This is a genomic window from Mesorhizobium sp., assembly GCF_024509055.1.
Classification (GTDB): domain Bacteria; phylum Pseudomonadota; class Alphaproteobacteria; order Rhizobiales; family Rhizobiaceae; genus Mesorhizobium.
On record NZ_JANINM010000372.1, the window covers coordinates 1 to 25,750 of the forward strand.

Annotated in this window: 25 protein-coding genes; 21 read left to right on the plus strand and 4 right to left on the minus strand. The window is 65.3% G+C overall.

Annotated elements, in window-relative coordinates; genetic code table 11:
- Both Q0L57_RS16975 and lptE read left to right on the plus strand, forming a co-directional pair.
- A partial coding sequence (locus Q0L57_RS16975; protein WP_296744311.1) for a hypothetical protein occupies nucleotides 1-201 on the plus strand: 201 nt, incomplete at its 5' end.
- Nucleotides 188-769: an LPS assembly lipoprotein LptE gene (lptE, locus tag Q0L57_RS16980; protein ID WP_296744312.1), complete on the plus strand. Its 582-nt coding sequence runs from the start codon at nucleotides 188-190 to the stop codon at nucleotides 767-769. The genes Q0L57_RS16975 and lptE, both read left to right, overlap by 14 nt.
- Nucleotides 770-841: 72 nt before the next feature.
- Here the strand turns inward: lptE and fsa are convergent, their stop codons facing one another.
- Nucleotides 842-1,498 carry a fructose-6-phosphate aldolase gene (gene fsa, locus Q0L57_RS16985; RefSeq protein ID WP_296744313.1) on the minus strand — a complete coding sequence of 219 codons (657 nt, stop codon included), beginning with the start codon at nucleotides 1,496-1,498 and terminating at the stop codon, nucleotides 842-844.
- A gap of 91 nt (nucleotides 1,499-1,589) precedes the next feature.
- On the opposite strand from fsa, the gene Q0L57_RS16990 reads away from it, so the two are divergent.
- From Q0L57_RS16990 to Q0L57_RS17025, 8 genes are all read left to right on the plus strand, one after another.
- On the plus strand, nucleotides 1,590-3,773 hold the full coding sequence (locus Q0L57_RS16990) for a primosomal protein N' (RefSeq protein ID WP_296744314.1): 2,184 nt from the start codon (nucleotides 1,590-1,592) through the stop codon (nucleotides 3,771-3,773).
- 34 nt (nucleotides 3,774-3,807) lie between these two features.
- Nucleotides 3,808-4,503, plus strand: coding sequence for an aspartate/glutamate racemase family protein (locus Q0L57_RS16995; RefSeq protein WP_296744315.1), 696 nt, complete (start codon nucleotides 3,808-3,810; stop codon nucleotides 4,501-4,503).
- Nucleotides 4,504-4,599: 96 nt separating this feature from the next.
- Nucleotides 4,600-4,995, plus strand: a complete 396-nt coding sequence (locus tag Q0L57_RS17000) for a DUF4345 family protein (RefSeq protein ID WP_296744316.1) — start codon at nucleotides 4,600-4,602, stop codon at nucleotides 4,993-4,995.
- A 247-nt stretch (nucleotides 4,996-5,242) separates the two neighbouring features.
- Nucleotides 5,243-5,803, plus strand: coding sequence for a F0F1 ATP synthase subunit delta (locus tag Q0L57_RS17005; protein WP_296744317.1), 561 nt, complete (start codon nucleotides 5,243-5,245; stop codon nucleotides 5,801-5,803).
- Nucleotides 5,803-7,332, plus strand: coding sequence for a F0F1 ATP synthase subunit alpha (atpA, locus tag Q0L57_RS17010; protein WP_296744318.1), 1,530 nt, complete (start codon nucleotides 5,803-5,805; stop codon nucleotides 7,330-7,332). The genes Q0L57_RS17005 and atpA overlap by 1 nt, the downstream gene beginning before the upstream one ends.
- A gap of 34 nt (nucleotides 7,333-7,366) precedes the next feature.
- The gene (locus Q0L57_RS17015; protein WP_296744319.1) at nucleotides 7,367-8,248 is read left to right on the plus strand and encodes a F0F1 ATP synthase subunit gamma; all 882 of its coding nucleotides are present in this window, start codon (nucleotides 7,367-7,369) and stop codon (nucleotides 8,246-8,248) included.
- 69 nt (nucleotides 8,249-8,317) lie between these two features.
- Nucleotides 8,318-9,913: a F0F1 ATP synthase subunit beta gene (atpD, locus tag Q0L57_RS17020; protein WP_296744320.1), complete on the plus strand. Its 1,596-nt coding sequence runs from the start codon at nucleotides 8,318-8,320 to the stop codon at nucleotides 9,911-9,913.
- A 65-nt stretch (nucleotides 9,914-9,978) separates the two neighbouring features.
- Nucleotides 9,979-10,386 carry a F0F1 ATP synthase subunit epsilon gene (locus tag Q0L57_RS17025; protein ID WP_296744321.1) on the plus strand — a complete coding sequence of 136 codons (408 nt, stop codon included), beginning with the start codon at nucleotides 9,979-9,981 and terminating at the stop codon, nucleotides 10,384-10,386.
- A gap of 88 nt (nucleotides 10,387-10,474) precedes the next feature.
- Here Q0L57_RS17025 and Q0L57_RS17030 read toward each other — a convergent pair whose 3' ends face one another.
- The gene (locus Q0L57_RS17030) at nucleotides 10,475-11,968 is read right to left on the minus strand and encodes a mannitol dehydrogenase family protein (RefSeq protein ID WP_296744322.1); all 1,494 of its coding nucleotides are present in this window, start codon (nucleotides 11,966-11,968) and stop codon (nucleotides 10,475-10,477) included.
- Nucleotides 11,969-12,146: 178 nt separating this feature from the next.
- Here Q0L57_RS17030 and uxaC point away from each other — a divergent pair, with 178 nt between their 5' ends.
- From uxaC to Q0L57_RS17085, 11 genes are all read left to right on the plus strand, one after another.
- The gene (gene uxaC / locus Q0L57_RS17035) at nucleotides 12,147-13,556 is read left to right on the plus strand and encodes a glucuronate isomerase (protein WP_296744335.1); all 1,410 of its coding nucleotides are present in this window, start codon (nucleotides 12,147-12,149) and stop codon (nucleotides 13,554-13,556) included.
- Nucleotides 13,557-13,947: 391 nt separating this feature from the next.
- On the plus strand, nucleotides 13,948-14,664 hold the full coding sequence (locus Q0L57_RS17040; RefSeq protein ID WP_296744323.1) for a sulfotransferase domain-containing protein: 717 nt from the start codon (nucleotides 13,948-13,950) through the stop codon (nucleotides 14,662-14,664).
- Complete coding sequence (locus Q0L57_RS17045; RefSeq protein WP_296744324.1) at nucleotides 14,664-15,620, plus strand: hypothetical protein; 957 nt, start codon at nucleotides 14,664-14,666, stop codon at nucleotides 15,618-15,620. The genes Q0L57_RS17040 and Q0L57_RS17045 overlap by 1 nt, the downstream gene beginning before the upstream one ends.
- Before the next feature lie 120 nt (nucleotides 15,621-15,740).
- Nucleotides 15,741-17,582 carry a DNA helicase RecQ gene (recQ, locus tag Q0L57_RS17050; protein ID WP_296744325.1) on the plus strand — a complete coding sequence of 614 codons (1,842 nt, stop codon included), beginning with the start codon at nucleotides 15,741-15,743 and terminating at the stop codon, nucleotides 17,580-17,582.
- 197 nt (nucleotides 17,583-17,779) lie between these two features.
- Nucleotides 17,780-18,709 carry an amino acid ABC transporter permease gene (locus tag Q0L57_RS17055; RefSeq protein WP_296744326.1) on the plus strand — a complete coding sequence of 310 codons (930 nt, stop codon included), beginning with the start codon at nucleotides 17,780-17,782 and terminating at the stop codon, nucleotides 18,707-18,709.
- Nucleotides 18,706-19,470, plus strand: a complete 765-nt coding sequence (locus Q0L57_RS17060; protein WP_296744327.1) for an amino acid ABC transporter ATP-binding protein — start codon at nucleotides 18,706-18,708, stop codon at nucleotides 19,468-19,470. The genes Q0L57_RS17055 and Q0L57_RS17060 overlap by 4 nt, the downstream gene beginning before the upstream one ends.
- A 41-nt stretch (nucleotides 19,471-19,511) precedes the next feature.
- On the plus strand, nucleotides 19,512-20,372 hold the full coding sequence (locus tag Q0L57_RS17065; protein ID WP_296744328.1) for an ABC transporter substrate-binding protein: 861 nt from the start codon (nucleotides 19,512-19,514) through the stop codon (nucleotides 20,370-20,372).
- An 11-nt stretch (nucleotides 20,373-20,383) separates the two neighbouring features.
- On the plus strand, nucleotides 20,384-21,208 hold the full coding sequence (locus tag Q0L57_RS17070; RefSeq protein ID WP_296744329.1) for a GntR family transcriptional regulator: 825 nt from the start codon (nucleotides 20,384-20,386) through the stop codon (nucleotides 21,206-21,208).
- Nucleotides 21,205-21,945 carry a BtpA/SgcQ family protein gene (locus tag Q0L57_RS17075; protein ID WP_296744330.1) on the plus strand — a complete coding sequence of 247 codons (741 nt, stop codon included), beginning with the start codon at nucleotides 21,205-21,207 and terminating at the stop codon, nucleotides 21,943-21,945. The genes Q0L57_RS17070 and Q0L57_RS17075 overlap by 4 nt, the downstream gene beginning before the upstream one ends.
- Nucleotides 21,942-22,460, plus strand: a complete 519-nt coding sequence (locus tag Q0L57_RS17080; RefSeq protein WP_296744331.1) for an ureidoglycolate lyase — start codon at nucleotides 21,942-21,944, stop codon at nucleotides 22,458-22,460. Before Q0L57_RS17075 ends, Q0L57_RS17080 begins: the two co-directional genes overlap by 4 nt.
- The gene (locus Q0L57_RS17085) at nucleotides 22,457-23,389 is read left to right on the plus strand and encodes a carbohydrate kinase family protein (protein ID WP_296744332.1); all 933 of its coding nucleotides are present in this window, start codon (nucleotides 22,457-22,459) and stop codon (nucleotides 23,387-23,389) included. The genes Q0L57_RS17080 and Q0L57_RS17085 overlap by 4 nt, the downstream gene beginning before the upstream one ends.
- 31 nt (nucleotides 23,390-23,420) lie before the next feature.
- Here Q0L57_RS17085 and Q0L57_RS17090 read toward each other — a convergent pair whose 3' ends face one another.
- Both Q0L57_RS17090 and Q0L57_RS17095 read right to left on the minus strand, forming a co-directional pair.
- Nucleotides 23,421-24,953 carry an alkaline phosphatase family protein gene (locus tag Q0L57_RS17090; protein WP_296744333.1) on the minus strand — a complete coding sequence of 511 codons (1,533 nt, stop codon included), beginning with the start codon at nucleotides 24,951-24,953 and terminating at the stop codon, nucleotides 23,421-23,423.
- Nucleotides 24,954-25,082: 129 nt separating this feature from the next.
- Nucleotides 25,083-25,750: DNA translocase FtsK (locus Q0L57_RS17095; RefSeq protein ID WP_296744334.1), on the minus strand; the 668-nt coding region annotated here is incomplete at its 5' end.

Sequence of the window (25,750 nt, forward strand, 5' to 3'; positions counted from 1 at the left end):
CTGGTCGTCGACAACGAGATCGTGCTGCCGGTGCAGGTCAACGGCAAGAAGCGCGGGGATTTGACAATTGCCCGCGACGCGGATCAAGGTGCCGTCGAAAAAGCGGTGCTGGCCCTCGACTTCGTGCAGAAAGCACTGGAAGGTAAAGCCCCGCGCAAGGTGATCATCGTCCCGCAGAGGATCGTCAATGTCGTTGCCTGATCCGGTGAAGTCAGAAGCGGCGCGCCTGCGCGGCCGCTTGGCGGTTTGCGGCATGGTCGGTGCGCTGGCGCTGGTCTCGGCCTGCACAGTGCGGCCGCTCTATTCCAACCAGCCGCTGACGCCCGGATCGACGGTGAGCGCATCCGCTGAACTGGCTTCGATCTCGATAAAGCCGGTCAGCACCCGCTACGCGCAGCAGGTGCGCAACAACCTGATCTTCGGCTTCGGCCAGGGCTCGGGTGAGCCGGCCTCGCCCGTCTACTCGCTCGATCTCGGCGTCACCGAGCTGGTCGAGTCGGCGGCCATCGTCCAGGTGCAGACCGATGAGGACGAGCCGACGGCGGGCACCGTGACGCTCACCGCCAATTACACGCTGAGGGATGCCGCGACCGGCACGGTGATCGCGACCGGCAAACGGTCGATCCCGTCATCCTTCGACAAGCCGCGCCAGGAATTTGCGGCCTATCGCGCGCAGATCGATGCCGAGAACCGGGCGGCTCGCGAGCTGGCCGACCTTTTGCGGCTGGCGGTCGCCCAGGATCTGATCAAGCACGGCAAGAAGGTTTAAGCACCGACCGCCCGGCATAAAAAGGAAAAGGCCGGTTTCCCGGCCTTTTTTGTTGAGTGCCGTATCTTGCCCTCAGCCGATCTTCTGGCCGGTCTTGGCCCAGTCGGCGAGGAAGGCGGCAAGGCCCTTGTCGGTCAGCGGATGGTTGACCAGCGCCTTCAGCGTCGCGGGCGGAGCGGTGATGACATCGGCGCCGATGAGCGCGGCCTGCTTGACGTGGTTCACGGTGCGCACCGAAGCGGTCAGGATCTCGGTCTTGTAATCGTAATTGTCGTAGATGGTGCGGATCTCGGAGATCAGCTCCATGCCGTCGGAGCCGGTGTCGTCGATGCGGCCGACGAAGGGCGAGATGAAGGAGGCGCCAGCCTTGGCGGCGAGGAGCGCCTGGTTGGCCGAGAAGCAGAGCGTCACGTTGACCATGCGCTTCATTTCGGTGCGGATCGTCTTGCAGGCCTTCAGGCCGTCCAGCGTCAGCGGCACCTTGATCGTCACGTTGGGCGCGATCTTGGCCAGGATCTCGGCCTCGGCCATCATGTTCTTGTATTCGGTCGCCACGACCTCGGCCGAGACCGGGCCTTCGACGATGTCGCAGATCTGCTTGGTGACTTCGGCGATCTTGCCGCCCGATTTCAGGATCAGCGAGGGATTGGTGGTGACGCCGTCGACCAGCCCCAGATCGTGCAGTTCCTTGATTTCCTTGATGTCAGCGGTATCGACAAAAAACTTCATGGCTGTCTCCTTGGGGATTGCCTGGCGGCAGCCAGGCACGTTCGAGGGTCGCTCTTTGATCTAGAGCAAAGTCGATGCAAGGTCACGCCTCATGATGGAAGATTCGCCCTTTGTCGCGGCCGCGCCCGTGCTTGTGCCGATGCCGGCCGAGCGGCCCTACACCTATGCCGTGCCTGCCGGCATGCGCGTGGTGCCGGGCTCGATCGTGCGCGTGCCGCTCGGGCCACGGCAAGTCGCGGGAATCGTCTGGGACGGGACGGTCGAGGCGGTCGATGCGAAAAAGCTGCGGCCGATCGAGCAGGTCTTCGACTGCCCGCCGATCGATCGCGCGATGCGCCGTTTCGTCGACTGGATCGCGCAATACACGCTGTCGGCCCCCGGCATGGTGGCGCGCATGTTGCTTCGCGCGCCGGAGGCCTTCGACCCGGAGCCGTGGACCGAAGGGCTGCAACGCACGCTTGCCGAGCCTGACCGGTTGACCGACGCGCGGCGGCGCGTGCTGGAGACGGCCGAAGGCGGGCTGGCCTGGACCCGCTCGGGTCTCGCGCATGCTGCGGGCGTTTCATCGACCGTCATTGACGGGTTGAGGGCGCAGGGCGTGTTCGAGACGGTGATGATCCCGCCACGCCCCGTGGTCGCGACACCCGATCCGGATCACGCCATACCGGACCTGATGCCGGACCAGAAGGCGGCGGCGGATAAGCTCCGGGCCGCGGTCGACGCCGATGCCTTCAACGTCACCCTGCTCGACGGCGTCACCGGATCGGGCAAGACGGAGGTCTATTTCGAGGCGGTGGCGGCGGCGCTCGACAAGGGCAAGCAGGTGCTGATCCTGCTGCCGGAAATCGCGCTCACCCACGCCTTCCTCGAACGCTTCCAGGATCGCTTCGGCGCCAAGCCGGCGGAGTGGCATTCGGACCTGCCGCCCCGGATGCGCGAACGTGTCTGGCGGCAGGTGGCGGAAGGCGGCGTGCGCGTCGTCGCCGGCGCGCGCTCCGCGCTTTTCCTGCCGTTCAAGGACCTCGGCCTGATCGTCGTCGACGAGGAGCACGACCCCGCCTACAAACAGGAAGACCGCGTCTTCTACAACGCCCGCGACATGGCAGTCGTGCGCGGTCATATCGGCGGCTTCCCGGTGGTGCTCGCCTCGGCGACGCCGTCGGTGGAAAGCCGGGTCAACGCCAGCCAGGGCCGTTATGGCAGGGCGGTGCTGTCGGCGCGCTTTGCCGAGGCGGCGCTGCCCGACCTGAAGTCGATCGACATGCGCCGCTCGCCGCCGGCGCGCGGCGGTTTCCTGTCTCCGGTCCTTATCGACCAGATGCGGCGCACGCTTGAGAGGAAGGAGCAGTCGCTGCTTTTCCTCAACCGGCGCGGCTACGCGCCGCTGACGCTCTGCCGCGTCTGCGGCCATCGCTTCGGCTGCCCGGTCTGCTCGGCCTGGCTGGTGGAGCACCGCTTTCGCGGCCAGCTCGTCTGCCACCATTGCGGTCACAATGAGCGGCGGCCGGAAGCCTGCCCGGAATGCGGCACGCTGGATCACCTTGTGGCCTGCGGACCAGGCGTAGAGCGCATTGCCGAGGAAGTGGTCGCGCATTTCCCGGAGGCGCGCACCATTGTCCTGTCGTCCGATCTCCTGGGCGGGGTGCGCCGGCTGCGGCTCGAACTGGAGGCCGTAGCCAATGGCGAGGCCGACATCGTCATCGGCACGCAGCTGGTCGCCAAGGGGCACAATTTTCCAGGCATGACGCTGGTCGGCGTGGTCGACGCCGATCTTGGCCTCGCGAACGGCGATCCGCGCGCCGCCGAGCGCACCTTCCAGCTGCTCAGCCAGGTGACGGGACGCGCGGGCCGCACCGGCAAGAAGAGCCTAGGGCTGCTGCAGACCTATCAGCCGGACCATCCGGTGATGCGGGCGATCGTGTCGGGCGATTCGGAAGCTTTCTACGAGCGCGAGATCGCCGAGCGCGAACGGGCGGCGCTGCCGCCTTTTGGCCGGCTGGCCGGCATCATCGTGAGCGCGGCGACGCGCGCTGAAGCGGAAGGCCATGCCAGAGGCTTGCGGCGCTCGGCCCCGCAGGCTTCCGATCTTTTCGTGCTTGGGCCGGCGGAGGCGCCGCTGTCGCTGCTCGGCGGCCGCCACCGCTTCCGCCTGCTGATCCAGGGCGAGCGGCGCGCGGACATGCAAGGCTTTATCCGCGCCATGCTGGCGGAGGGGCCGAAGCTGCGCGGCTCGGTGCGTGTGCAGGTCGACATCGACCCGCAGAGCTTTCTGTGAAAGATGTCTTTCGATCTTGTTGGAGCGTTCGCTTGTGAAAACCCTTGGCCTCATCGGCGGCATGAGCTGGGAATCGACGGCCATCTACTACCGCCTGCTCAACGAGATCGTGCGCGAGCGGCTCGGCGGGCTGCATTCGGCGAAGCTGCTCTTGTGGTCGTTTGATTTCGCCGAGATCGCCGAGCGGCAGCATGCGGGCGACTGGCAGGGCGCCGGCGACCTCCTGGTCGAAGCCGGACGAGGACTGGAGGCGGCCGGCGCGCAGGGGCTGGTGATCTGCACGAACACAATGCACAAGCTGGCCGACCAGGTGCAGGCGGCCGTGTCGATACCGCTCATCCACATTGCCGATGCCACGGCGCAGGCAGTCGTCAAGGCCGGCCTCATGCGCCCGGCGCTGCTTGCGACGCGCTTCACCATGGAGCAGGATTTCTACAAGGGCCGGCTCGCGGACAAATATGGGTTGCAGCCCGTCGTCCCCGACCAGGCCGGGCGCGACATGGTGCATAAGGTGATCTACGACGAGCTTTGCCAGGGCGTCATCAAGGACGGTTCGAAGGCGACCTATATCGCCGAGGTCGGCCGCATGCGGCGTGATGACAAGATCGACAGCGTCATCATGGGCTGCACCGAGATCACCATGCTGATCGGTCAATCCGATTTCGACATTCCGGTGTTCGACACCACGCGAATCCATGCCCAAGCGGCAGTGCAGTTCGCGCTCTCCTGATGCAGAGCACTCTAATGTGCCCGCCGCATCTGGCGCAGTGATTTTCCCCGGCTAGAATGTCTGTGATTTCAAGATAAGAATTACGAGGGGGATCCTATGGAATTCGCTTTTCCATGGCCGGCGAGCCAGGGCGAATGGCTTGCTTGGTCGAGCGCCGTCGTCACGCTGGCCATTGGGCTGCTCCTGTTCCTGGCGCCCAGCCTTGCCTTCCGCATCCTGCGCCTGCAGGCCAAGCCCGAGAAGGCTGCGGCGATAGCCGAGGGTCGCGGCCGCATGTCGGGTTTCTATCTGGGCGTCAGCCTGTGCTGCATTCTGCTCGCGCAGCCGCTGCTCTACATGGCGCTCGGCTTCTCATGGCTGTTCACCGCTTTCGGTCGCCTGCTGTCGATGATGTCGGACGGCGCCAACACCCCTTTCAACTGGGTCTCCATCGTGATTGAATTGGTGCTGGCGGCGTTGCCGTTGGCCTTTGCTTTCGGCTTTCTGCCGTGAATCCGCGACTAATCCGGCGCTCGGGGTGGGACTCCGTCGCTGGATGCGACAAAAGTGCCTGAAAACCATGCCGGACGACGCATTGCGGTCTTAAAAGGCCTGTGCTAGACGGCAATCGACTTTCGGCCGGGGATAGCGGAAGCCGCATCTCTGCGCTTGGAAAAATTGCAGTAAGGTCAAAGATTTAGCCAGAGTTTTTGCTCGCGCCAACAATCTGCGGCCTGTCAGACAAGAGAAAAGACGGTCCGTGGCCCAATCGTCATCGCCAATCTCAACTGTCGCAGAACGCTACGCAAGCTCGCTGTTCGAGCTCGCTTTGCAGGATAATTCGGTCGCCAAGGTCGAGGCCGATCTCAACGGTTTCGAGGTGCTGCTCAACGACAGCGCCGATCTCTCCCGGCTCATCAATAGCCCGGTGTTCTCCAGCGAGGATCAGGCGAAGGCCATCGCGGCGATCGCCGACAAGGCTGGCATCACCGGCCTGGTCGGCAACTTCCTGCGCGTCGTGGCGCGCAACCGTCGCCTGTTCGCGGTGCCGGGCATGATCAGGGCATTCCGCCAGATCGCTGCCGACCATCGCGGTGAAGCCTCCGCCGAAGTCACCTCGGCGCACGCGCTGACGGCGGCGCAGCAGACCGAACTCAAGGCGACGCTCAAGGGCATCGCCGGCAAGGATGTGGCCATCGCCATGACCGTCGACCCGTCGCTGCTCGGCGGGCTGATCGTCAAGATGGGCTCGCGCCAGATCGATACGTCGCTCAAAACCAAACTCAATTCGCTCAAGCTTGCACTGAAAGAGGTCGGCTGATGGACATCCGCGCCGCGGAAATTTCCGCAATTCTGAAAGACCAGATCAAGAATTTCGGCAAGGAGGCAGAAGTCTCCGAAGTCGGTCAGGTTCTGTCCGTCGGCGACGGCATCGCCCGCGTCTACGGCCTCGACAATGTCCAGGCCGGTGAAATGGTCGAATTCCCCGGCGGCATCCGCGGCATGGCGCTGAACCTCGAAGCCGACAATGTCGGCGTCGTCATCTTCGGCGCCGACCGCGACATCAAGGAAGGCGACACCGTCAAGCGCACCGGCGCCATCGTCGACGTTCCTGTCGGTCCGGGCCTGCTCGGCCGCGTCGTCGACGCGCTCGGCAACCCGATCGACGGCAAGGGCCCGATCAAGGCGACCGAGCGCCGCCGCGTCGACGTCAAGGCGCCCGGCATCATTCCGCGCAAGTCGGTGCATGAGCCGATGTCGACCGGTCTCAAGGCTATCGACGCGCTGATCCCGGTCGGCCGCGGCCAGCGCGAGCTGGTCATCGGCGACCGCCAGACCGGCAAGACCGCCATCATCCTCGACACGATGCTGAACCAGAAGTCGGTGCACGACAACGGCCCCGAGAAGGAGAAGCTCTACTGCGTCTACGTCGCCGTCGGCCAGAAGCGCTCGACCGTCGCGCAGTTCGTCAAGGTGCTGGAAGAGCGCGGCGCGCTCGACTACTCCATCATCATCGCCGCCACCGCGTCCGATCCGGCGCCGATGCAGTTCCTGGCCCCGTTCGCCGGCTGCACGATGGGCGAATATTTCCGCGACAACGGCATGCATGCGCTGATCAGCTATGACGACCTGTCGAAGCAGGCCGTCGCCTATCGCCAGATGTCGCTCCTGCTGCGCCGCCCGCCGGGCCGCGAAGCCTATCCCGGCGACGTCTTCTACCTGCATTCGCGCCTGCTCGAGCGCGCCGCCAAGCTCAACGACGACAACGGCAACGGCTCTCTGACCGCGCTGCCGATCATCGAGACGCAGGCCAACGACGTGTCGGCCTACATCCCGACCAACGTGATCTCGATCACCGACGGCCAGATCTTCCTGGAAACCAACCTGTTCTTCCAGGGTATCCGCCCGGCGGTCAACGTCGGCCTGTCGGTGTCGCGCGTCGGCTCGTCGGCCCAGGTCAAGGCGATGAAGCAGGTCGCCGGCTCGATCAAGGGCGAGCTCGCGCAGTACCGCGAAATGGCGGCCTTCGCGCAGTTCGGTTCCGACCTCGACGCCGCCACGCAGCGTCTGCTTAACCGCGGTTCGCGCCTGACCGAGTTGCTCAAGCAGCCGCAGTTCTCGCCGCTCAAGACCGAAGAGCAGGTCGCGGTGATCTTCGCCGGCGTCAACGGCTACCTCGACAAGCTGGCGCTGAACCAGGTCGGCAAGTTCGAGCATGGGCTGCTCGCCCATATGCGCTCGGCCGGCAAGGACGTGCTCGACGCCATCCGCAAGGAAAAGGCGCTGTCGGACGACCTGCGCGCCAAGCTCAAGGCCGAGATCGACGCCTTCGCCAAGACCTTCGCTTGAGACAAAGCCGGACGCACGGGATCAGGTTTGAAGCATGCCTTCATTAAAAGACCTTCGTAACCGTATCGCCTCGGTCAAGGCGACGCAGAAGATCACCAAGGCGATGCAGATGGTCGCCGCGGCGAAGCTGCGTCGCGCGCAGGAAGCGGCGGAAGCGGCGCGTCCCTATTCCGAGCGCATGGGCGCGGTGCTGGCCAACATCACCCAGGCAGTCGGCGGCGGCGGCGATGCTCCGGCGCTGATGACCGGCACCGGGAGGGACGACGTGCACCTGCTCGTCGTCTGCACCGCCGAGCGCGGCCTCTGCGGCGGCTTCAATTCGCAGATCGCGCGCTTTGCCCGCGATCACATCCGCAGGCTTCTCGCCGACGGCAAGCAGGTGAAGATCATCTGCGTCGGCAAGAAGGGCTTCGATATCCTGCGTCGCGACTATGCATCGCTGATCCTCGAGCGCGTCGACCTGCGCGAGGTCAAGACGCTCGGCTTCGTGAATGCCGACGCCATCGCCCGCAAGGTGATCCACCTCTTCAACGAGGGCGGTTTCGATGTCTGCACGCTGTTCTATTCGCAGTTCAAGTCGGTGATCAGCCAGATTCCGACGGCGCAGCAGCTCATTCCCGCGGCGCAGGCCGCGCCGGCAGGCGAGGCCGGCAACGGCGGCGCCGTCTACGAATACGAGCCGGAGCCGGGCGAGATCCTCTCCGACCTCATCCCGCGCAACATCGCCGTGCAGATCTTCCGCGCGCTGCTGGAAAACGCAGCCGGCGAGATGGGCGCCAAGATGAGCGCGATGGACAATGCGACGCGCAATGCCGGCGACATGATCAACAGGCTGTCGATCACCTACAACCGCCAGCGGCAGGCGCAGATCACCAAGGAACTGATCGAGATCATTTCGGGCGCTGAGGCGCTCTAGTCGCGCGCCGCGCGGGATAGCCTCCCGGCGGACAGCGTGAGCAACAGATAGACGAAAAGGGCAAAGACGATGGCGAAAGCAGCTACCCCGAAGACCGCCAAGGCGGCACCAGCCGCCAAGGCGGCAGAGGCTCCGGCAGCAGCCGCGAAGGCAGCTCCGGCCAAGAAGGCGGCCGCTCCGGCCAAGGCAGCAGCTCCGGCCAAGGCGGAAGCGACTGCCAAGGCGCCGGCCTTCGCGGCCAAGCGCGTCGGCGCCGCCGGCAAGGTCCGCCAGGTCATCGGCGCCGTCGTCGACGTGCAGTTCGAAGACCATCTGCCGGCCATTCTGAACGCGCTGGAAACCGAGAACGTCGGCAACCGCCTGGTTCTCGAGGTCGCCCAGCACCTCGGCGAGAACACCGTTCGCTGCATCGCCATGGACTCGACCGAAGGCCTGGTTCGCGGCCAGGATGTCTTTGACACCGGCGCGCCGATCTCGGTCCCGGTCGGCCCGGGCATGCTCGGCCGCATCATCAACGTCATCGGCGAGCCGGTCGACGAGGCCGGTCCGGTTGACGGCGTCGAGCTGCGCGCCATCCACCAGCCGGCTCCGGCCTATATCGACCAGTCGACGGAAGCGCAGATCCTGGTCACCGGCATCAAGGTTCTCGACCTGCTCGCGCCTTATGCCCGCGGCGGCAAGATCGGCCTGTTCGGCGGCGCCGGCGTCGGCAAGACCGTGCTGATCCAGGAACTGATCAACAACGTCGCCAAGGCTCACGGCGGCTTCTCGGTGTTCGCCGGCGTCGGCGAGCGCACCCGCGAAGGCAACGACCTCTACCACGAGTTCATCGAATCGGGCGTCAACAAGAAGGGCGGCGGCCAGGGTTCGAAGGCAGCGCTCGTGTACGGCCAGATGAACGAGCCGCCGGGCGCCCGCGCCCGCGTCGGCCTAACGGGCCTGACGGTCGCCGAGTACTTCCGCGACCAGGGCCAGGACGTGCTGTTCTTCGTCGACAACATCTTCCGCTTCACGCAGGCGGGTTCGGAAGTGTCGGCGCTGCTCGGCCGTATTCCTTCGGCCGTGGGCTACCAGCCGACGCTGGCTACCGACATGGGCGCGCTGCAGGAGCGCATCACGACGACGACCAAGGGCTCGATCACCTCGGTGCAGGCCATCTACGTTCCGGCCGACGACTTGACCGACCCGGCGCCGGCGACCTCGTTCGCCCACCTCGACGCCACGACCGTTCTGAACCGCGCGATCTCGGAAAAGGGCATCTACCCGGCCGTCGATCCGCTCGACTCGACCTCGCGCATGCTCGACCCGATGGTCGTCGGCGAGGAGCACTACCAGGTCGCCCGCCAGGTTCAGTCGATCCTGCAGCGTTACAAGTCGCTCCAGGACATCATCGCCATCTTGGGCATGGACGAGCTCTCGGAAGAGGACAAGCAGACCGTTGCCCGCGCCCGCAAGATCGAGCGCTTCCTGTCGCAGCCGTTCTTCGTCGCCGAAGTGTTCACGGGCTCGCCGGGCAAGCTGGTCGATCTCGCCGACACCATCAAGGGCTTCAAGGGCCTTTGCGCCGGCGATTACGACCACCTGCCGGAAGCCGCCTTCTACATGGTCGGCGGCATCGAGGAAGCGGTCGAGAAGGCACAGCGCCTGGCGGCTGAAGCTGCTTAATCCACCATTCGATGGCGCGGGCGGTTCAGCCCGCGCCGTTTCGATGCAAGCGTTTGTGAGACACCATGGCTGAAGCTTTCAAGTTCGAATTGGTCTCGCCGGAGCGGCTGCTGCTTTCCGAGCAGGTCGAGTCGGTCGTCATTCCGGGCGCCGAAGGCGAGATGACCGTGATGGCGCAGCACGCTCCGGTCATGACCACGATCAAGCCGGGCGTCGTCACGGTGAAGACGGCGGGCGGCTCGGAAGAGCGCTTCGTCGTGTTCGGCGGTTTCGCCGACATCCTGCCTTCCGGCTGCACGCTGCTCGCCGAATCGGCGACGCATGTGAACGACATCGACCGCGCTGACCTTGCCCGCCGCATCCAGGAGGCCAAGGAAGACGCGGCCGACGCCAAGGACGACGAGGGCCGCAGCAAGGCGGAGCAGTTCCTTAGCCAGCTTACCACGCTGGAAGGCGCGCTTATCCCGGCCTGAAAACCGGCCGGCTATAGAATGAAAAGCGGGGCTTGCCCCGCTTTTTTGTTTTTGACTGGCCGATTAGGAAAATCGATCGGGACTGGCGTCAGCTACCGATCCCAAGTCCAGCGAAGGCAAGCGCCGGGCCGCCCTGCCGGAGGTGCACCAGGTGGGTGGCGACGAATTCGATCAATGTCTCCCGCTTGAGATGGCCCTTGGCGAAACCAGCGAGATCGAAGACGGCGGCTGCCATTTCCGCTGTCGGCAGTGACCGACCGAAAACCTCGGCGAGGGCAGCGTCCAGCGGGTCGGTAAAATGGCCTTCCGGCAAGGTCTTGCCACGCGCTTCGCATGCGGCGATCCAGGCGGCAATGACCAGCGACAGGTATTCGGGCAGCAACTCGACCTCAAGCCTCGCCAGCGCGGACGCAACGATGCGCTGCGGCAGCTTCTGGCTGCCGTCATTGGCGATCTGCGCGGTGCGATGGGCGAGTGCCGTGTTGGAAAAGCGCTGGGCGAGCTCGGCCGTGTAGGGGATCGGGTCGAGCCCGGCACCTTGCGGCAGGGTCGGAATGGCCTCGGCCCAGAGCCTGTCCACGAACTGCCTTATTGCCGGATCGCCGAAAGCCTGGTCGACCGTAGCGTGGCCACTAAGCAGGCCAAGATAGGCAATGCCGGAATGCGCGCCGTTGAGCAGCCTCAGCTTCATGTCCTCGAAGGGCCGAACGTCCTCGACCATGGTGACGCCGAATTCTTCCCAGGCAGGCCGGCCTGCTGGGAAATTGTCCTCGATCACCCATTGGCGGAACGGTTCGGTCATAACCGGCCAGGCGTCCGCCATGCCGAGCGCGGATGCGACGCGCGTCCTGTCGGCATCGGTCGTCGCCGGCACGATGCGGTCGACCATGCTCGACGGGAAGGCGACATCTTCTGCGATGTGATCCGCAAGCGCTGCGTCGCCCGCAAGTTTCGCATCGCGCAACGCCGCGAACTCGATCAGCAGCCGGTGCAAGGTCGCGCCGTTGGCCGGGAGGTTGTCGCAACAGAGAATGGTGAAGGGTGGCGTGTCGGCCGTACGCAGGCGTGCCAGCGCCTCGGCGAGAAAACCATGCGCTGTTCTTGGCGATCCGGGGTTCGCCAGATCATGCGCGATGTCGGGATGGCTCTGGTCGAGACTGCCGTCGGCGGCCCTGAGATAGGCCTTCTCGGTGATCGTCAGCGTGACGATGCGTATGCGCGGGTCGGCGAGCGCATCTAGTACCGCGCCTGGATCTTCGGGCGCGACCAGCAGTGACAGGATCGAGCCGACGACCTCCAATTTTTCGCCGGCGCTATCGCGGATTGCCAGCGTGTAGAGGCCGTCCTGCGGGGTCAGCCCGTCGCGCGTGTCGGGGCTGCGCAGCGAGACGCCGACGATGCCCCAATCCATTCCTCCACTCGCCAGGCAGGCGTCGACATAGGCCGCCTGGTGCGCGCGATGAAAGGCGCCGACGCCGAGATGGACGATGCCCGGTGTGACTTTGCGGCGGTCGTAGCCCGGAACCGAAACATGTCTGGGCAACGAGGGCAGCGTGCTGCCGGAGAGACGAGCGCCGGTCATGGCATCGATGCGGCTGGGAGCTTCCGGCGGAGCGGCATGTCGATGGTCCTGCGCGGCGGGTCAGATGCGGGCGTAGCACCCCCGAGGCACCGCCGCAAGGAACAACGAAACGCCGGCCGCGTTGACATCACCCCTCCTCGACCGTACCCATACCTGTCCCGGAGGAGCCGCTATGTCCATGATCGCGCTCACCGATCCAGATCTGCTCTTTCCGCCCGAAGCGGCTTCGCGCTCGCTTGCACGCGCCCTTTACGCCGGCGTGAAGGACCTGCCGATCGTCAGCCCGCACGGCCACACCGACCCGCGCTGGTATGCGCTCGACGAGCCGTTCCCCGACCCGGCGCAGTTGCTCATCGTGCCCGATCACTATATTTTCCGCATGCTGTTCAGCCAGGGCATCCGCCTCGAAGACCTCGGCGTGCCGACGCTCGATGGCGCACCGGTCGAGACCGACGGCCGGGCGATCTGGCTGCGCTTTGCCGAGCATTACTACCTGTTCCGCGGAACGCCGACCCGTCTCTGGTTCGACCATGTGCTGAAACATCTGTTCGGCATCGACGAGCCGCTCGGCGCCGAGAGCGCCGACCGCCATTACGATACGATCGCGGCCCAACTCGCGGGCGACGTCTACCGCCCGCGCGCACTGTTCGAGCGGTTCAACATCGAGGTCATCGCGACGACCGAGGGCGCGCTCGACGACCTCAAATGGCACCAGATGATCCGCGAAAGCGGGTGGAAGGGGCGCGTCGTCACAGCCTATCGGCCGGATGCCGTGATCGATCCCGACTTCGAAGGTTTCCTCGCCAATCTCGACCGGCTGGGCGAGATCACCGGCTGCGACACTGGCACCTGGGCCGGCTATCTCGACGCGCACCGCCAGCGGCGCGCCTATTTCAAGGGGTTCGGCGCGACATCGTCAGATCACGGCCATCCGACGGCGGAGACCGCCAATCTTTCCGACGCCGCGGCCGAGGAGCTTTTCAATCGCGTCCGCCGCGGTTCTGACGACCAGCGCGAGCGGCGGCTGTTCCGGGCGCAGATGCTGACCGAAATGGCCAAGATGAGCCGCGACGACGGGCTGGTGATGCAGATCCATCCCGGTTCGTCGCGCAATCATTCGCCGGCTATCTTCCAGAAATTCGGGCGGGACAAGGGTTTCGATATCCCGACCCGGACCGATTACGTGACGGCGCTGAAGCCGCTGCTCGATTGCGTCGGGCTGGAGCGCGACCTCAGCGTCATCTTGTTCACGCTCGATGAGACGAGCTATGCGCGCGAGCTGGCGCCGCTTGCCGGCGTCTATCCGGCGCTGAAGCTCGGCCCTGCGTGGTGGTTCCATGACAGCCCGGAAGGCATGCGCCGCTTCCGCGAGATGACCACCGAGACCGCCGGATTCTACAACACCGTCGGCTTCAACGACGACACACGCGCCTTTCCGTCGATTCCGGCGCGCCACGACGTCGCCCGCCGCGTCGACTGCGCGTTCCTGGCGAGGCTGGTGGCCGAGCATCGGCTGCGCGAGGATGAAGCGCACGAGCTGGCGCGGGACCTTGCCTATGCGCTAGCCAAGAAGGCCTACCGTCTCTGACGTCGTCGGCTCGACTGCGTCTCACCCGGGCCGGCGGCCCGCTGTCGGCGTGTTCGGCAGCTTTCTTCTCTATGCGACAAGCAAAAAACCCGCGCCGTGAGGCGCGGGCTTGTTGTCTGGGCGCCTGTGGCGCCGCCGCGGTACTCAAACATTGCCGCAGGACGACAACTGTGCGGCAACATGGTGAAGATAGACTTAATGAAACCGGGAGTTTGTCATCTGCGGTCTTGAATTGCAGGTCCACATCGGCCAATCAGTAAATGATTTTATGAGCCGGCGCTTGGCGGGTAATTTGGAGCCGCTTCAGTCGACCGGCACGCTGTCGCCCCAAAACCGGGTAGCGCCAGCAGGTTCGGGGGAACGGGGTCGACAAATGGGGAAGTTAAAGACCGTGGGCGCGCTCGCCAGCCGCTCCACCAGGGAGTTCAAGCGTCTCATCACACCTTTGCAACTCCGCTGGCGAGCCAGGCCGAACACGAAGGCCTCACGTGCCAACAAGGTGTTCATCGCCGGTTGCGCCCGCAGCGGCACGACGCTGATGCAGAGCCTGATGTGGTGTTTCGAGGATATTTTCGTGCATCCGCCCGAAGCCCGGCACACGATGCTTTACCTGCTGGATCGCCAGGAGACCAACCTTGTCGTCAAACGCGACGCCAGGAGTCACGAAGATCTGGCGAAACTGTCGGCGGCAATCGGCCTCATCTATTGTGTCCGTCATCCCTTCGACGTCCTCACCAGCTCTCACCCACAGACGAGGATGGAACGGCGGTTCCATGTCATGCCCGACCGCTGGCTACTGGAACACAATGCCCTCTTGAAACTGAGAAAGGTGCAGGCGGGCCGGGACATTCTCTACGTCCGCTATGAGGATATGATCGGCGAGCCGAACCTTGTGCAGCAGCGTATCGCGCGCCAATTCGGCCTGAAGCCCATCATCCGGTTCAGCGAGGATCCCAAGAATCCGATCCGCGCGACCTCGATTAGGAAATGGGAGCAGAACGAGGAATATCTCGCCTATCTCCAAGGTCTGCCGCCAGTGTTCCTCGCCCGCCTGAGAGGGTTCTGCAACGAGTTCGGCTACGATATGCCTGTCTGGGCCAACAGCTGATGCCGACGATCGGTCTTCTCGCCGAGCGGCGCGGGCCAATTATCACGCCCGACATGCTGCCAGGCGATGAAGGCGCCAACATCAACGGCCCATCGTTGGTAAGGATGCCTGCCTGGGCGACGGGCCGGCTCGGGGCCTACCATCTCTATTTCGCGCATCACAACGGCGCCTATATCCGGCTTGCCTATTCCGATGCCGTGCAGGGGCCTTGGCGGATCTATCCCGGCGGCGTGCTTTCGCTTGCCGAGTGTCCGTTCCTCAAGGGCCATATCGCGTCGCCCGATGTGCATGTCGACGAGGACAACCGGCGTATCGTCATGTATTTCCACGGCCCGGAGCAGAATGGCGCGGAACAGACAACCTTCGCGGCGACGTCCGCCGATGGTCTGCATTTCAGCCCCAAGCCGCAGCCGCTCGGTCCGTTCTATGCGCGGATCTTCCGGCATGACGGCTGGTGGTATGGGCTCTTCGGCACGGCCAACATCAGGCTTTGCCGATCAAGCGACGGTCTTGCCGACTTCGAGGAAGGGCCAGTGGTGATGCCAGGCACGCGCCGGATCCGGCCGAGGCACGTGGCGGTGCAGAAAAGCAGCAATTCGCTGATCGTCTACTATACGCGCAAGGGCGACGCGCCCGAACGCATGTTCTATGGCAGCATCGATCTTTCAAAAGATTGGCGGGGCTGGGCCGTGCGCGGCCGGACCGAATTGCTGAGGCCGGAAACCGAATATGAAGGAGCAGGCCTGCCGATCCGCCGCAGCCGGGCGGGCGCTGCTACAGGCAAGGAGAACGCACTGCGTGATCCGGCCATTTTCGAGGAGGATGGCCGGACCTGGCTGCTTTATGCCTATGCGGGTGAAAGCGGCATAGCCTTGGCCGAGCTCCGCCGGGGGCAAGTCAGTCCGAGGGGTTTGCTGAGCCGGATCGCAGCGTTGTGGAATCGAGGTGGGATGTGAATCGCCGGACGGCCCCGGTTCGCGTTTGCCTCGCGGTGGAGCAAGGGCCAGGACCGGTAGCCTTCCGTCGATCTTCCCCGTAAGACTTCTGGCCTGAGCCGAAGCCGGGAATCACTTTCAATGCGGACATCGACGGCCGGCGTCCCGTCAGAGGGGCGCGATCCAAAGCGGCGCGTGCTGAAGGACGTGTTCGGCTTCGACGATTTTCGCCCTGGCCAGGCCGCCGTCATGGACACGCTGCTTTCCGGGCGCCATGTGCTCGCGGTCATGCCGACAGGCGCCGGCAAGTCGCTCTGCTACCAGGTTCCGGCGCTCGTGCTCGGCGGGCTCACCATCGTCGTCTCGCCGCTGGTGGCGCTGATGCAGGATCAGGTTGCAGCACTTCGGCTTGCGGGCGTCGCCGCCGACACGATCAATTCCTCGCTCGACCGCGACGCCAATGTCGCGGCGTGGCGCCGCGTCGCGTCGGGCCAAACCCGTCTGCTCTATCTTGCGCCGGAGCGACTCATGACCGAGCGGATGCTGGACGCGCTATCCAGGCTCGACATACGCCTGATCGCCATCGACGAAGCGCATTGCATTTCGCAATGGGGGCCGGCGTTCCGGCGCGAATATGAAGACCTGTCGCAGCTGCGCGACATTTTCCCGAACGTGCCGATCATCGCGGTGACGGCGACCGCGGACGAAACCACGCGCACCGACATCGTGTCGCGGTTGTTCGCCGATCGCGTCGAAACCCAGGTGCTGGGCTTCGACCGGCCGAACATAAGCCTCGCCATCGAGCCGAAGCAGGACAGCAAGCGCCAGCTGCTGCGCTTCGTCGAGCGCCATGCCGGCCGCAGCGGCATCGTCTATTGCCTGTCGCGCCGCAAGACAGAGGAGATGGCCGCCTTCCTCGAAAAGAACGGCATCACCGCGCTGCCCTACCATGCAGGCATGAGCAAGGAGGCGCGCGAGGCGAACCAGAACGCCTTCATGACCCTTTCGGGCGTGGTGATGGTGGCGACCATCGCCTTCGGCATGGGCATCGACAAGCCGGATGTCGCCTATGTGTTCCACACCGATCTGCCGAGCAGCCTGGAGGCCTATTACCAGGAGATCGGCCGCGCCGGCCGCGATGGCCGCTCGGCGGAAGCGCATATGCTCTACGGTCTCGGCGACATCCGCACGCGCCGCCTGTTCATCGACGACGAGGATGCCTCGCCCGAGCACAAGCGCCGCTCGCATGGCCGGCTGGACATGCTGATCGGCTATTGCGAGACGGCGCAGTGCCGTCGCCAGGTGCTGCTCGGCTATTTCGGCGAGACGGCATCAGCCTGCGGCAATTGCGACAACTGCCGGAACCAGGCGCCGCGCGCCGACGGCAGGGAGGAGGCGCGGATCATCCTGACGGCGGTCGCGCAAACGGGAGAGCGTTTCGGCGCCGCGCATGTCATCGACATCCTGCTTGGCCATGAGACCGAGAAGGTGCTGGCGAGGGGTCACGAAAGGCTCGGCAGTTTCGGCTCGGGCGCCTCGCACAAGCGGGACGTTTGGCTGTCGCTCATCCGCCAGCTCGTCGCCGGCGGGTTCCTGGTCCCGGATCCGAACGGCCATGGCGGACTTGCCATCTCAGAACAGGGCCTTGCGCTTGGTCGCGGTCAGCTGCCGTTCGAATATCGGGTCGAGACACGCAGCCGTGGCGCGCGCGGCAGGACGCGCTCCACCGACGGAGCCGCCAGCGCGGACAATGTCGACACGGGACTCCTGGCCGCGCTCAAGGCGCTGCGGCTGCGCCTGGCCAAGGAGCGGCAGGTGCCGGCCTATGTCGTCTTCTCCGACCGGACGCTGATCGATATGGCGGAGCGCAAGCCGCTCGACCTCGATGCATTCGCGGAAGTGAACGGCGTCGGCGCGGCCAAGCTGAAGGAATTCGGCGAGATTTTCCTCGCCACGATCGAGGCGCACCGGACCGGCGCGTAAGTCCGAGCCTTATCCCACAGGTTCAAGTACAGGCAGAAGGAAGGGCCACCGCAATGTTGCGGTCGGGCCTGCTCCATTCGCCGATCAGCGGCGTACCGGCCGCATGCGTAACCCCGCACGTCGAACCTCGCAGGCCCCGCTTGACAGGCTCATATGCCTCGCTTAGTAAGTTGTAGGCCTAACCGTACAACTAGACCATGAACGCTGCAAAACCAACCTCGCCGATCCAGTCGCTGCAAATCTCGGACCTTCCCGGTCCCGACGCTCCGCGCCGTGGATTGACACACCCAGGGCGCTGGATCAGCGCCATCGTCGGGCTCGCGCTGCTGGCGCTGATCGTCCGCGCTTTCGCCATGGGACAAATAAGGTGGGATGTTGTCGGGCAGTTCCTCACCGCCCGCGTCATCGTCGTCGGGTTCGGCTGGACACTGCTGATCTCGGCCTGCGCGCTGGCGCTGGGCGTCGCCCTTGGCTTCGCGTTCGGCATCATGCGCACCGCCGCCAACCCGACCTTGCGGTTTGCCTCCTGGCTCTATGTCTGGATCTTTCGCGGCACGCCGGTGCTGCTGCAGCTTCTGATCTGGTTCAACATCGGGCTGGTCTTCCCGCGGCTTTATATTCCGGGCCTGGTCGACGAGCGGATGGTCGATGTGGTGACGCCTTTCGTCGCCGCCGTCCTGGGGCTCGGCGTCAACGAAGGCTCCTATCTCACCGAAGTGGTGCGCGGGGGCATCGCGTCCGTGGATCGCGGCCAGGTCGAGGCAGCGCATACGTTGGGCATGACGCCCGGTCAGACGATGCGCAGGATCGTCCTGCCGCAGACCTTGCGGCTCATCCTTCCGGTGCTCGGCAACAGCGCCGTCGGCATGCTCAAATTCTCATCGCTCGCCGCAACCATCGCCATGGGCGAGATGCTGAACGCGGCGCAGCGGATCTACTTCATCAACGGCGCGGTCATCGAACTGCTTTTCGTCTGCGCCATCTGGTACCTGGCCGGAACCACCATGCTGTCGATCGGTCAATTCTACCTCGAGCAGCATTTCGGGCGCGGCGCCGCCACGGCGGGAAACCGCAAGCAATGGTTCAAGATAAGCACGTGGCGCGCCATGGCTTCGGGGGAAGCATGAGTCTCGCGGTCAAGGCGGTCGGCGTCCGCAAAAGTTTCGGCGGCCATGAGGTGCTGAAGGGCCTCGATCTCGAGGTCGCCTATGGCGAGGTGCTGTGCATCCTCGGTCCATCGGGCAGCGGCAAGAGCACGTTCCTGCGCTGCATAAACCATCTTGAGATCCCCAATGCGGGCTATGTCTGGGTGGACGGCGCAATCATGGGTTACGAGCTGCGCTCCGGCGTCCTGCAGGAACTGCCGGTTCGACGCCTGCGCGCCCAGCAAAGCCAGCTCGGAATGGTTTTCCAGCACTTCAATCTCTTCGCCCACCGCACGGTGCTGGGCAATGTCATCGAGGGCCCGATGGTCGTGCGCGGCCTGCGCCGCGCCGAGGCGGAGAAACGCGCCATGGAGCTGCTCGACCAGGTCGGCATGGCCGGGCGCGCGTCCAGCTATCCCGCGCAGCTTTCCGGCGGCCAGAAGCAGCGCGTCGCCATCGCCCGTGCGCTGGCGATGGAGCCGCGCGTAATGCTGTTCGACGAGCCGACCAGCGCGCTCGACCCCGAGCTGGTGGGCGAGGTGCTGGAGGTCATGCGCGGCCTCGCCAAGGGCGGCACCACCATGGTCGTCGTCACCCATGAAATCGGCTTCGCCCGCGAGGTCGCCGACCGCGTGCTGGTGATGATCGACGGCGAAATCCGCGAGACCGGGAAACCCGAGCAGGTTCTCAGCAACCCCGGCGATCCGCGGGTCAGAACATTTCTTAGCCGCGTGCTGTCCTGAAGATCAGGCCGCGCATCATTCAAAATGGGAGAAGACCAAAAATGAAACTAACGCTTTCTATCTCGCAGCGCCTTGCCGCGGCGGCACTTGTCGGCCTGGCAATCGGCGGTACCGCCCACGCCGCGACCGATGACGCAGCTGCCGCGAAGCTGCCGGACGCCGTGCGCGCCGGCGGCAAGCTCAATGTCACCATCAGCCTGGCCTACCCGCCAATGGAGTTCAACGACGCCGGCTCGACCGACCTCAAGGGCTTCGATATCGATCTGGCGAAGGCGATCGCCGACCGGCTCGGCCTGAAGGCCGACTTCCAGAACGTCGACTTTCCGCAGCTCATCCCGCAGGTGGTCACGGGCCGTTCCGACCTGATCATGACGGCCTTCTCGGACAAGGTCGAACGCCAGACACAGCTGGATTTCATCGACTACTTCAAGACCGGCAATGTCTTCTATTCCGCCGCCGAGCTGAAGGATTCCATCAAGACCGAAGCCGATCTGTGCGGCAAGACGATCGCGGTCGCGACCGGCACCAGCTGGGTCACCTGGGCCGAGGACCTGAGCAAGTCCAGCTGCGCCGCGGACAAGCAGATGAACGTCATCCAGATCCCGACCCAGGCCGAGCACATCATGCAGATCAAGCAGGGTCGCGCGCAGGCCTCGATCATCGGTCTCGAAGGACTGCTCGACCTGATGAAGCAGGAACCCGGCAAGTTCTACCAGATCGGCGCCGTCGGCGAGATCAACCACTACGGCATCGCCTTCGCCAAGCAGAACACCCAGTTGCGCGACGCGGTGCTGGCGGCTCTTAACGGTTTGAAGGCAGATGGTACCTATGTCCAGATTCTCGACCGCTACGGCCTGAAGGAGGCAGGCGTCGAGGACTTCACGGTGAACGGCACAAAATAAGCAGAGGGACCATGCCCCGGCCTGATCGCACCAACCCGCCCGTCGACGAGCCGCGCCTCGAAACGGGGCGCCCGGATTTCGGCCTGTCGCGGCTGCAGCTCGACGCCTATTCGGGCGAGCAGCTCTATCGGCAGCTTTACCGGATGCTGCGGGCGGCGATCCTGAGCGGAGACCTCGCCGAGGGCGAGGCCATCCCGTCGGAAAACCAGCTGCGCGACCAGTTCGGCATAGCGCGAACCACGGTGCGCAACGCGATGTCGCTGCTGGTGTCCGAAGGGCTGGTGCAGCAGGTCCGGGGCCGTGGAACGATCGTCTCTCACAGGCCGATCAGCCATAGCATCTGGAACTTCGGCAGCTTCACGGAACTGGCCCGCAGGCAGGGCCAGCGTCCGGTGACGCGGGTGCTGGAACACCAGGTCGAGCACGGTGAGCTGCATCTCGTCCGAGCGCGCGGCCTCGCCAATGGCGAGGCCGTCACTTGGCTGAACATGGATACGTCGTGGCTGAGCCTCGAGCTCTATCCCGGCCTCGAACGCTATGATTTCGCGGAACAGTCGCTCTACGAGACGCTGCGCCGCGACTATGGCCGCCATCCGATGCGCTCGGAGCTTCTTTTGACGGTCGTGCCGCCCTCGGAACGCCTGAGGGACGTCTTCGCCGGCGCGCACGTGCCCGGCTACCTTTGCGCCAGCGGCGACGTGCTGGATGGCGACGACCGTTTGGTCGAGCGGACGTCGATCGTCTACTCGCCCGCGGTCCAGATGAAATTCGCGACCCGCTGGGGGCGCAGCACCGCGCAGCTTCCGTCTGGGCGTGACGCAGGAGAACAGACATGAGCCGCTTCGGCGAAACCTTCACCAACCCCAAGCCGATCCTGGCGATGCTGCATCTCGCCGGCGAGGGGCGCCAGGCAAAGCTCGCGCAGGTCGAGGAAGAGGCGCGCATCCTTGCCGGCGAAGGCGTGGACGGACTGGTGATCGAGAACTATTTCGGCGATGCCGAGGACGTCGAGCGCGCGCTCGAGCGTATCAGCGGCCTCAGCCTCGGCAGCAGGATCGGCGTCAACGTGCTGCGCGACGATGCGACCGCTTTCGCATTGGCTGGCCGCTATCCAGTGGATTTCATCCAGATCGATTCCGTCGCCGGCCATCTGCCGCCGGCGGACGATGAACCCTTCGCCGCCGAACTGGCGGCGCGCCGGGCCGCCATTCCCGTGCTGTTGCTCGGCGGCGTGCGCTTCAAATACAAGCCGGTCCTTTCCGGCCGGCCCGAGGCCGAGGATGTCGGTATCGGCGCCGCGCGCTGCGACGCGCTGGTGGTGACCTCAAACGCCACGGCCGAGCCGACCGACCTCGACAAGGTGGCGCGGTTCCGCGCCGCGACGGGCGGAGCGGTGCCGCTGGTGATCGGCGCCGGCATGACGGAAGCCAACGCCGCCGAACAGCTGGCCATGGCCGACGGAGCCATCGTCGGAAGCTGGCTCAAGCGCGATCACCGTGACACCGGCCCGGTGGAGGCCGATCACGTGGCGCGCCTGATGCGGGCCGTGCGCTCCGCGCGGATCGCGGCATGACCGCGCCGGATCATATCGTCGCCCGCCATGCGACAGCCGAGGCGTTCGCCCGTTTCGGCACGGTCTATGACTTCGCGTCAGGCGACGACGAGAAGGTCGTCTGGACGTCCGGCAATGGCTGGCGGGACGGTTTCACCCAGAAGCCGCTGATCGGCGGCAGCGGCCATCTCGGCATGACCAGCGGCGGGGCCGCGCCCTGGCATTGCGCGGAGATGGAGCGGCACCTCGGCACGGAAGAAGCGATCTTCTGCGCGGATGCGCCGGTCGTGCTGGCTGTGGCTCCGGCTTCCGCGGCGCCGGCGCCCCGCCGCGACCAGATCGAGGCCTTCATAATCTCGCCGGGACAGGCGGTGGTCATGGACCGGGGCGTCTGGCACGACGCCTGCCGGGGCCAGGCGCGGCCGACAGCCTATTTCTGGATGGCGATCTGCGGGCTCGGCGCCAGTCCCTGGGTTGCGGTCGATGGCGGACCGCTGCTTGTTCTCGCCGATGCGAGCCAAGGATCGGCCGCGTGAGTGCCTTCTTCATCGGCGACGTCGCGCTCGACGAATACTACACCGCCGAGCGTTGGCCGGGTCCGGCCGACAAGGGCATGGTGAACGAGTTGCCGGCGGAAATCGGCGGCTCGATCGCCAACGCCGCCGTCGTGCATGCGTCGCTCGGCGGCGAGACCGAATTCATCTCGCTGCTCAACGAAAGCGAGCTATCGAGGCGACTCATAGCGGATTTGCGCGCCAATGGCGTCGGCGTGGCGCATATGCTCGCCGATCCGGCGATCGCGGAATCGCGCAACCTGATCTTCCTTGTCGGCGGCGAGCACATCGTGCTGACCGTGGAGATGGGCCAGCAGCCAATGTGGCTGCGGTCGGAGACGCTGGCGGCGCTGCGTTCACCGGGCTTTCTCTACCTGACGCTCTATCGGGCCCGACGCCTGCGTAGCAAAAACGGCGACCAAGTACTCGGACAGGCCGCCTTGCTGGCCGACCTGCGCGCACATGGCCGCCGCGCCATCTTCGACCTGGACGTCGGCGGCTGCACGCAAGAGGATCTGCCATATCTGACCGGGGCCAAGGTCGTCATCTTCAATCAGGTGGGCTTCCGCGCAAGCTTCGGCCATGACGACATCTCGCGCATCGGCGACTGGATGCGCGCCGCGAAGATCGCCTGGGTGGTCCGCACCATGGCGGCCGATGGCGCCGAGGCGAGCAATGGCGAGGACATCGTGCACACCCCTGGCTATCCGGTCGAGGTCGTCGATGTGACCGGAGCGGGCGATACTTTCGGCGGCACGCTGACCTGGTGCCTGTCGCAAGGGCGGTCCTTCGCGGACGCGCTCGATTTCTCGGTGGCGGCCGCGTCGCGCTCGGTCACGATCCACGGGCCGCGCGGCGGCAAGGCTACGGCCGAGGATATCAACAACTGGCGTGCAATGCGGCGCCGCTGATACGCGGCGCCGCCTTAAAGCAACCAGGTTTTCAGAACGGCGTGGCGGGCAGTTCCTGGGTGCCTTCGATCTTGACCGCCTGGAGCTCGTTCGCGTCGTAGCCGAGAGCGTGCAGGATGGTCGGCGCGACCTGCGATGTCTGCACCAGCGCCGGCACCGATCTCTGCTCGATGGAAGGGCTGCTGATCAGGAGGGCGACGTTGCGGTCGTTGGCGTTGGCGCCGCCATGCTCGGCGATCTTCGAGCCGGACGTGTAGACGACACCCGGATTGACGGTTGCGATGAAGTCGGGCGTGCGGCTGTCGGTGGCCGGGTCCTGGTAGGCCAGCGCCAGCACGTTGGGCGGCTGTATCTGCGCGATGCCTTCCGCCTTGCTCGACTTCTCGAGATAGTCCTGCGCGGCGTCCAGGTTCTTGGCCCTCTCCTCGGGCTTCAGCCAGATCAGCGCGGCATCGTCGGCGATGTGGAAAGCGTAGCCGGGCGTCTTCGTGTACGGGTCGTCGTCGAGCGCCTGGAAGGTCGCCGGGTCGATCGGCGATTGACCGTGCTTCGAGGCGAGGATGATGAGGGTCGAATCGGCGAGGTGGTTGTCCTTGAGCGCGTTGACCAGTTCGCCGAGCGCGCCGTCGACATAGGTCAGCTGTTTGGCGAGGCCGCTGTTGGGCGTTCCGCCTGCGTCCTTGTAGCCGCCGACAAGGTCGGCCTCGTCGCCGGGTCCGGCCTTGGGTAATTTCTGGCCGACGCTGACGGCCTGGAAGTTCATCCCAAACAGCGTCGGCACGGCGGCCGGATGCGACCCCGTGCTGTCGAGGCCCTTGATCTCGTTGATGACGGCCTTGAGACGGGCGTCGTCGAAATCGCGCTCGGCCTTGAAGCTGCCGGTCGTCTTCACCTTGGTGCCGGGGATCAGGCTGTCCTGCTCGAGGGCGTAGAGGTCGTCGACGCCCGTGCCCGAAGGCCCGTTGAGCCATTCGTAAGCGGGATGCTTGTCGGACCAGGCCGTGCGGCCACCATGCGCCTTGACGATCTCGAAGACATTGTTCACGCGCACGAAATCATGCGGATAGACGACCGTGCATTTGCCGCCGATCAATGTCATCGGCAGTTTGGCCGGGTCGATCTGGCTGCGGAAATCGCCCGGCTTGCCGCCGCCGTCGATGCGCGTCGAATCCACGTCGATGTTTTCAGCGAAAGCCACCTCGGCGCCCGGCGCGCCCTTGCAGTCCGAAGCGGGCGCAAAGTAGGTGCGATCGTAGCTGTCGTCATAGAAGACGCCCGTCGACTTCGGCGTGCCTCCGGTCACCTGGGCCACCATGCCGGGAAAGGAATCCGACGGGGCGCTGGTGAGGGCGTTGGGGTAGAATATCCCGGTGTGAGCAAGCGCTGCGAGCGCGCTGGCAGGATTTGCCGCCATGTAGTTCGCCAGGTCCAGGGCATGCAGACCGTCGACGCTTATGAGCAGCACATGCTTGTAGGGTGCCGCGACTGCACTGGACGTGAAAAATGCTCCCATGGAAGCCGCGACGATCGTGCTCGCGGCCAATGCCGATTTCAGCGTTTTCATTGGATATCCCTCGTCTCGCGCCCCCGCGCTCGATGAAGGATAGGCACCGCGACGTGACATGCTCATGAAGCCACGCGGCCGCTAAAATGGCGGCCCGCGTGGCTTGATCGCAGCCCCGGCGGAGACTGCTCAGCCGGCTTCGCCCGATGCGGAAAGGTCGCGGCGGCCGTGCAGGATCTCGCGCTTGCCGACGTGATTGGGCGCGCCGACCAGGCCTTCCTTCTCCATGCGCTCGACCAGCGAAGCGGCGCGGTTGTAGCCGACGCCGAGCCGTCGCTGGATATAGGAGGTCGAGCACTTCTTGTCGCGCACGACGACCTTCACCGCCTCGTCGTAGAGGGCGTCGCTGTCCTCCGACGCCAACGCGCTCTTGTCGAACACCGGGCTGTCCTCGGTCTCCGGCTCTTCGTCTTCCTCGTCGGCGGTGACCGTCTCGAGATAGGCCGGCCGTCCCTGCGCCTTCAGATGCGCCACCACCTGCTCGACCTCGCCATCGGAAACGAAGGGGCCGTGCACGCGGGCGATGCGCCCACCGCCGGCCATGTGCAGCATGTCGCCCTGGCCCAGGAGCTGTTCCGCGCCCTGCTCGCCCAGAATGGTGCGGCTGTCGATCTTCGACGTCACCTGGAAGGAGATGCGAGTCGGGAAATTGGCCTTGATGGTGCCGGTGATCACGTCGACGGAAGGGCGCTGCGTGGCCATGATGAGATGGATGCCGGCCGCGCGGGCCATCTGCGCCAGCCGCTGGATGGCGCCTTCGATCTCCTTGCCGGCGACCATCATCAGGTCGGCCATCT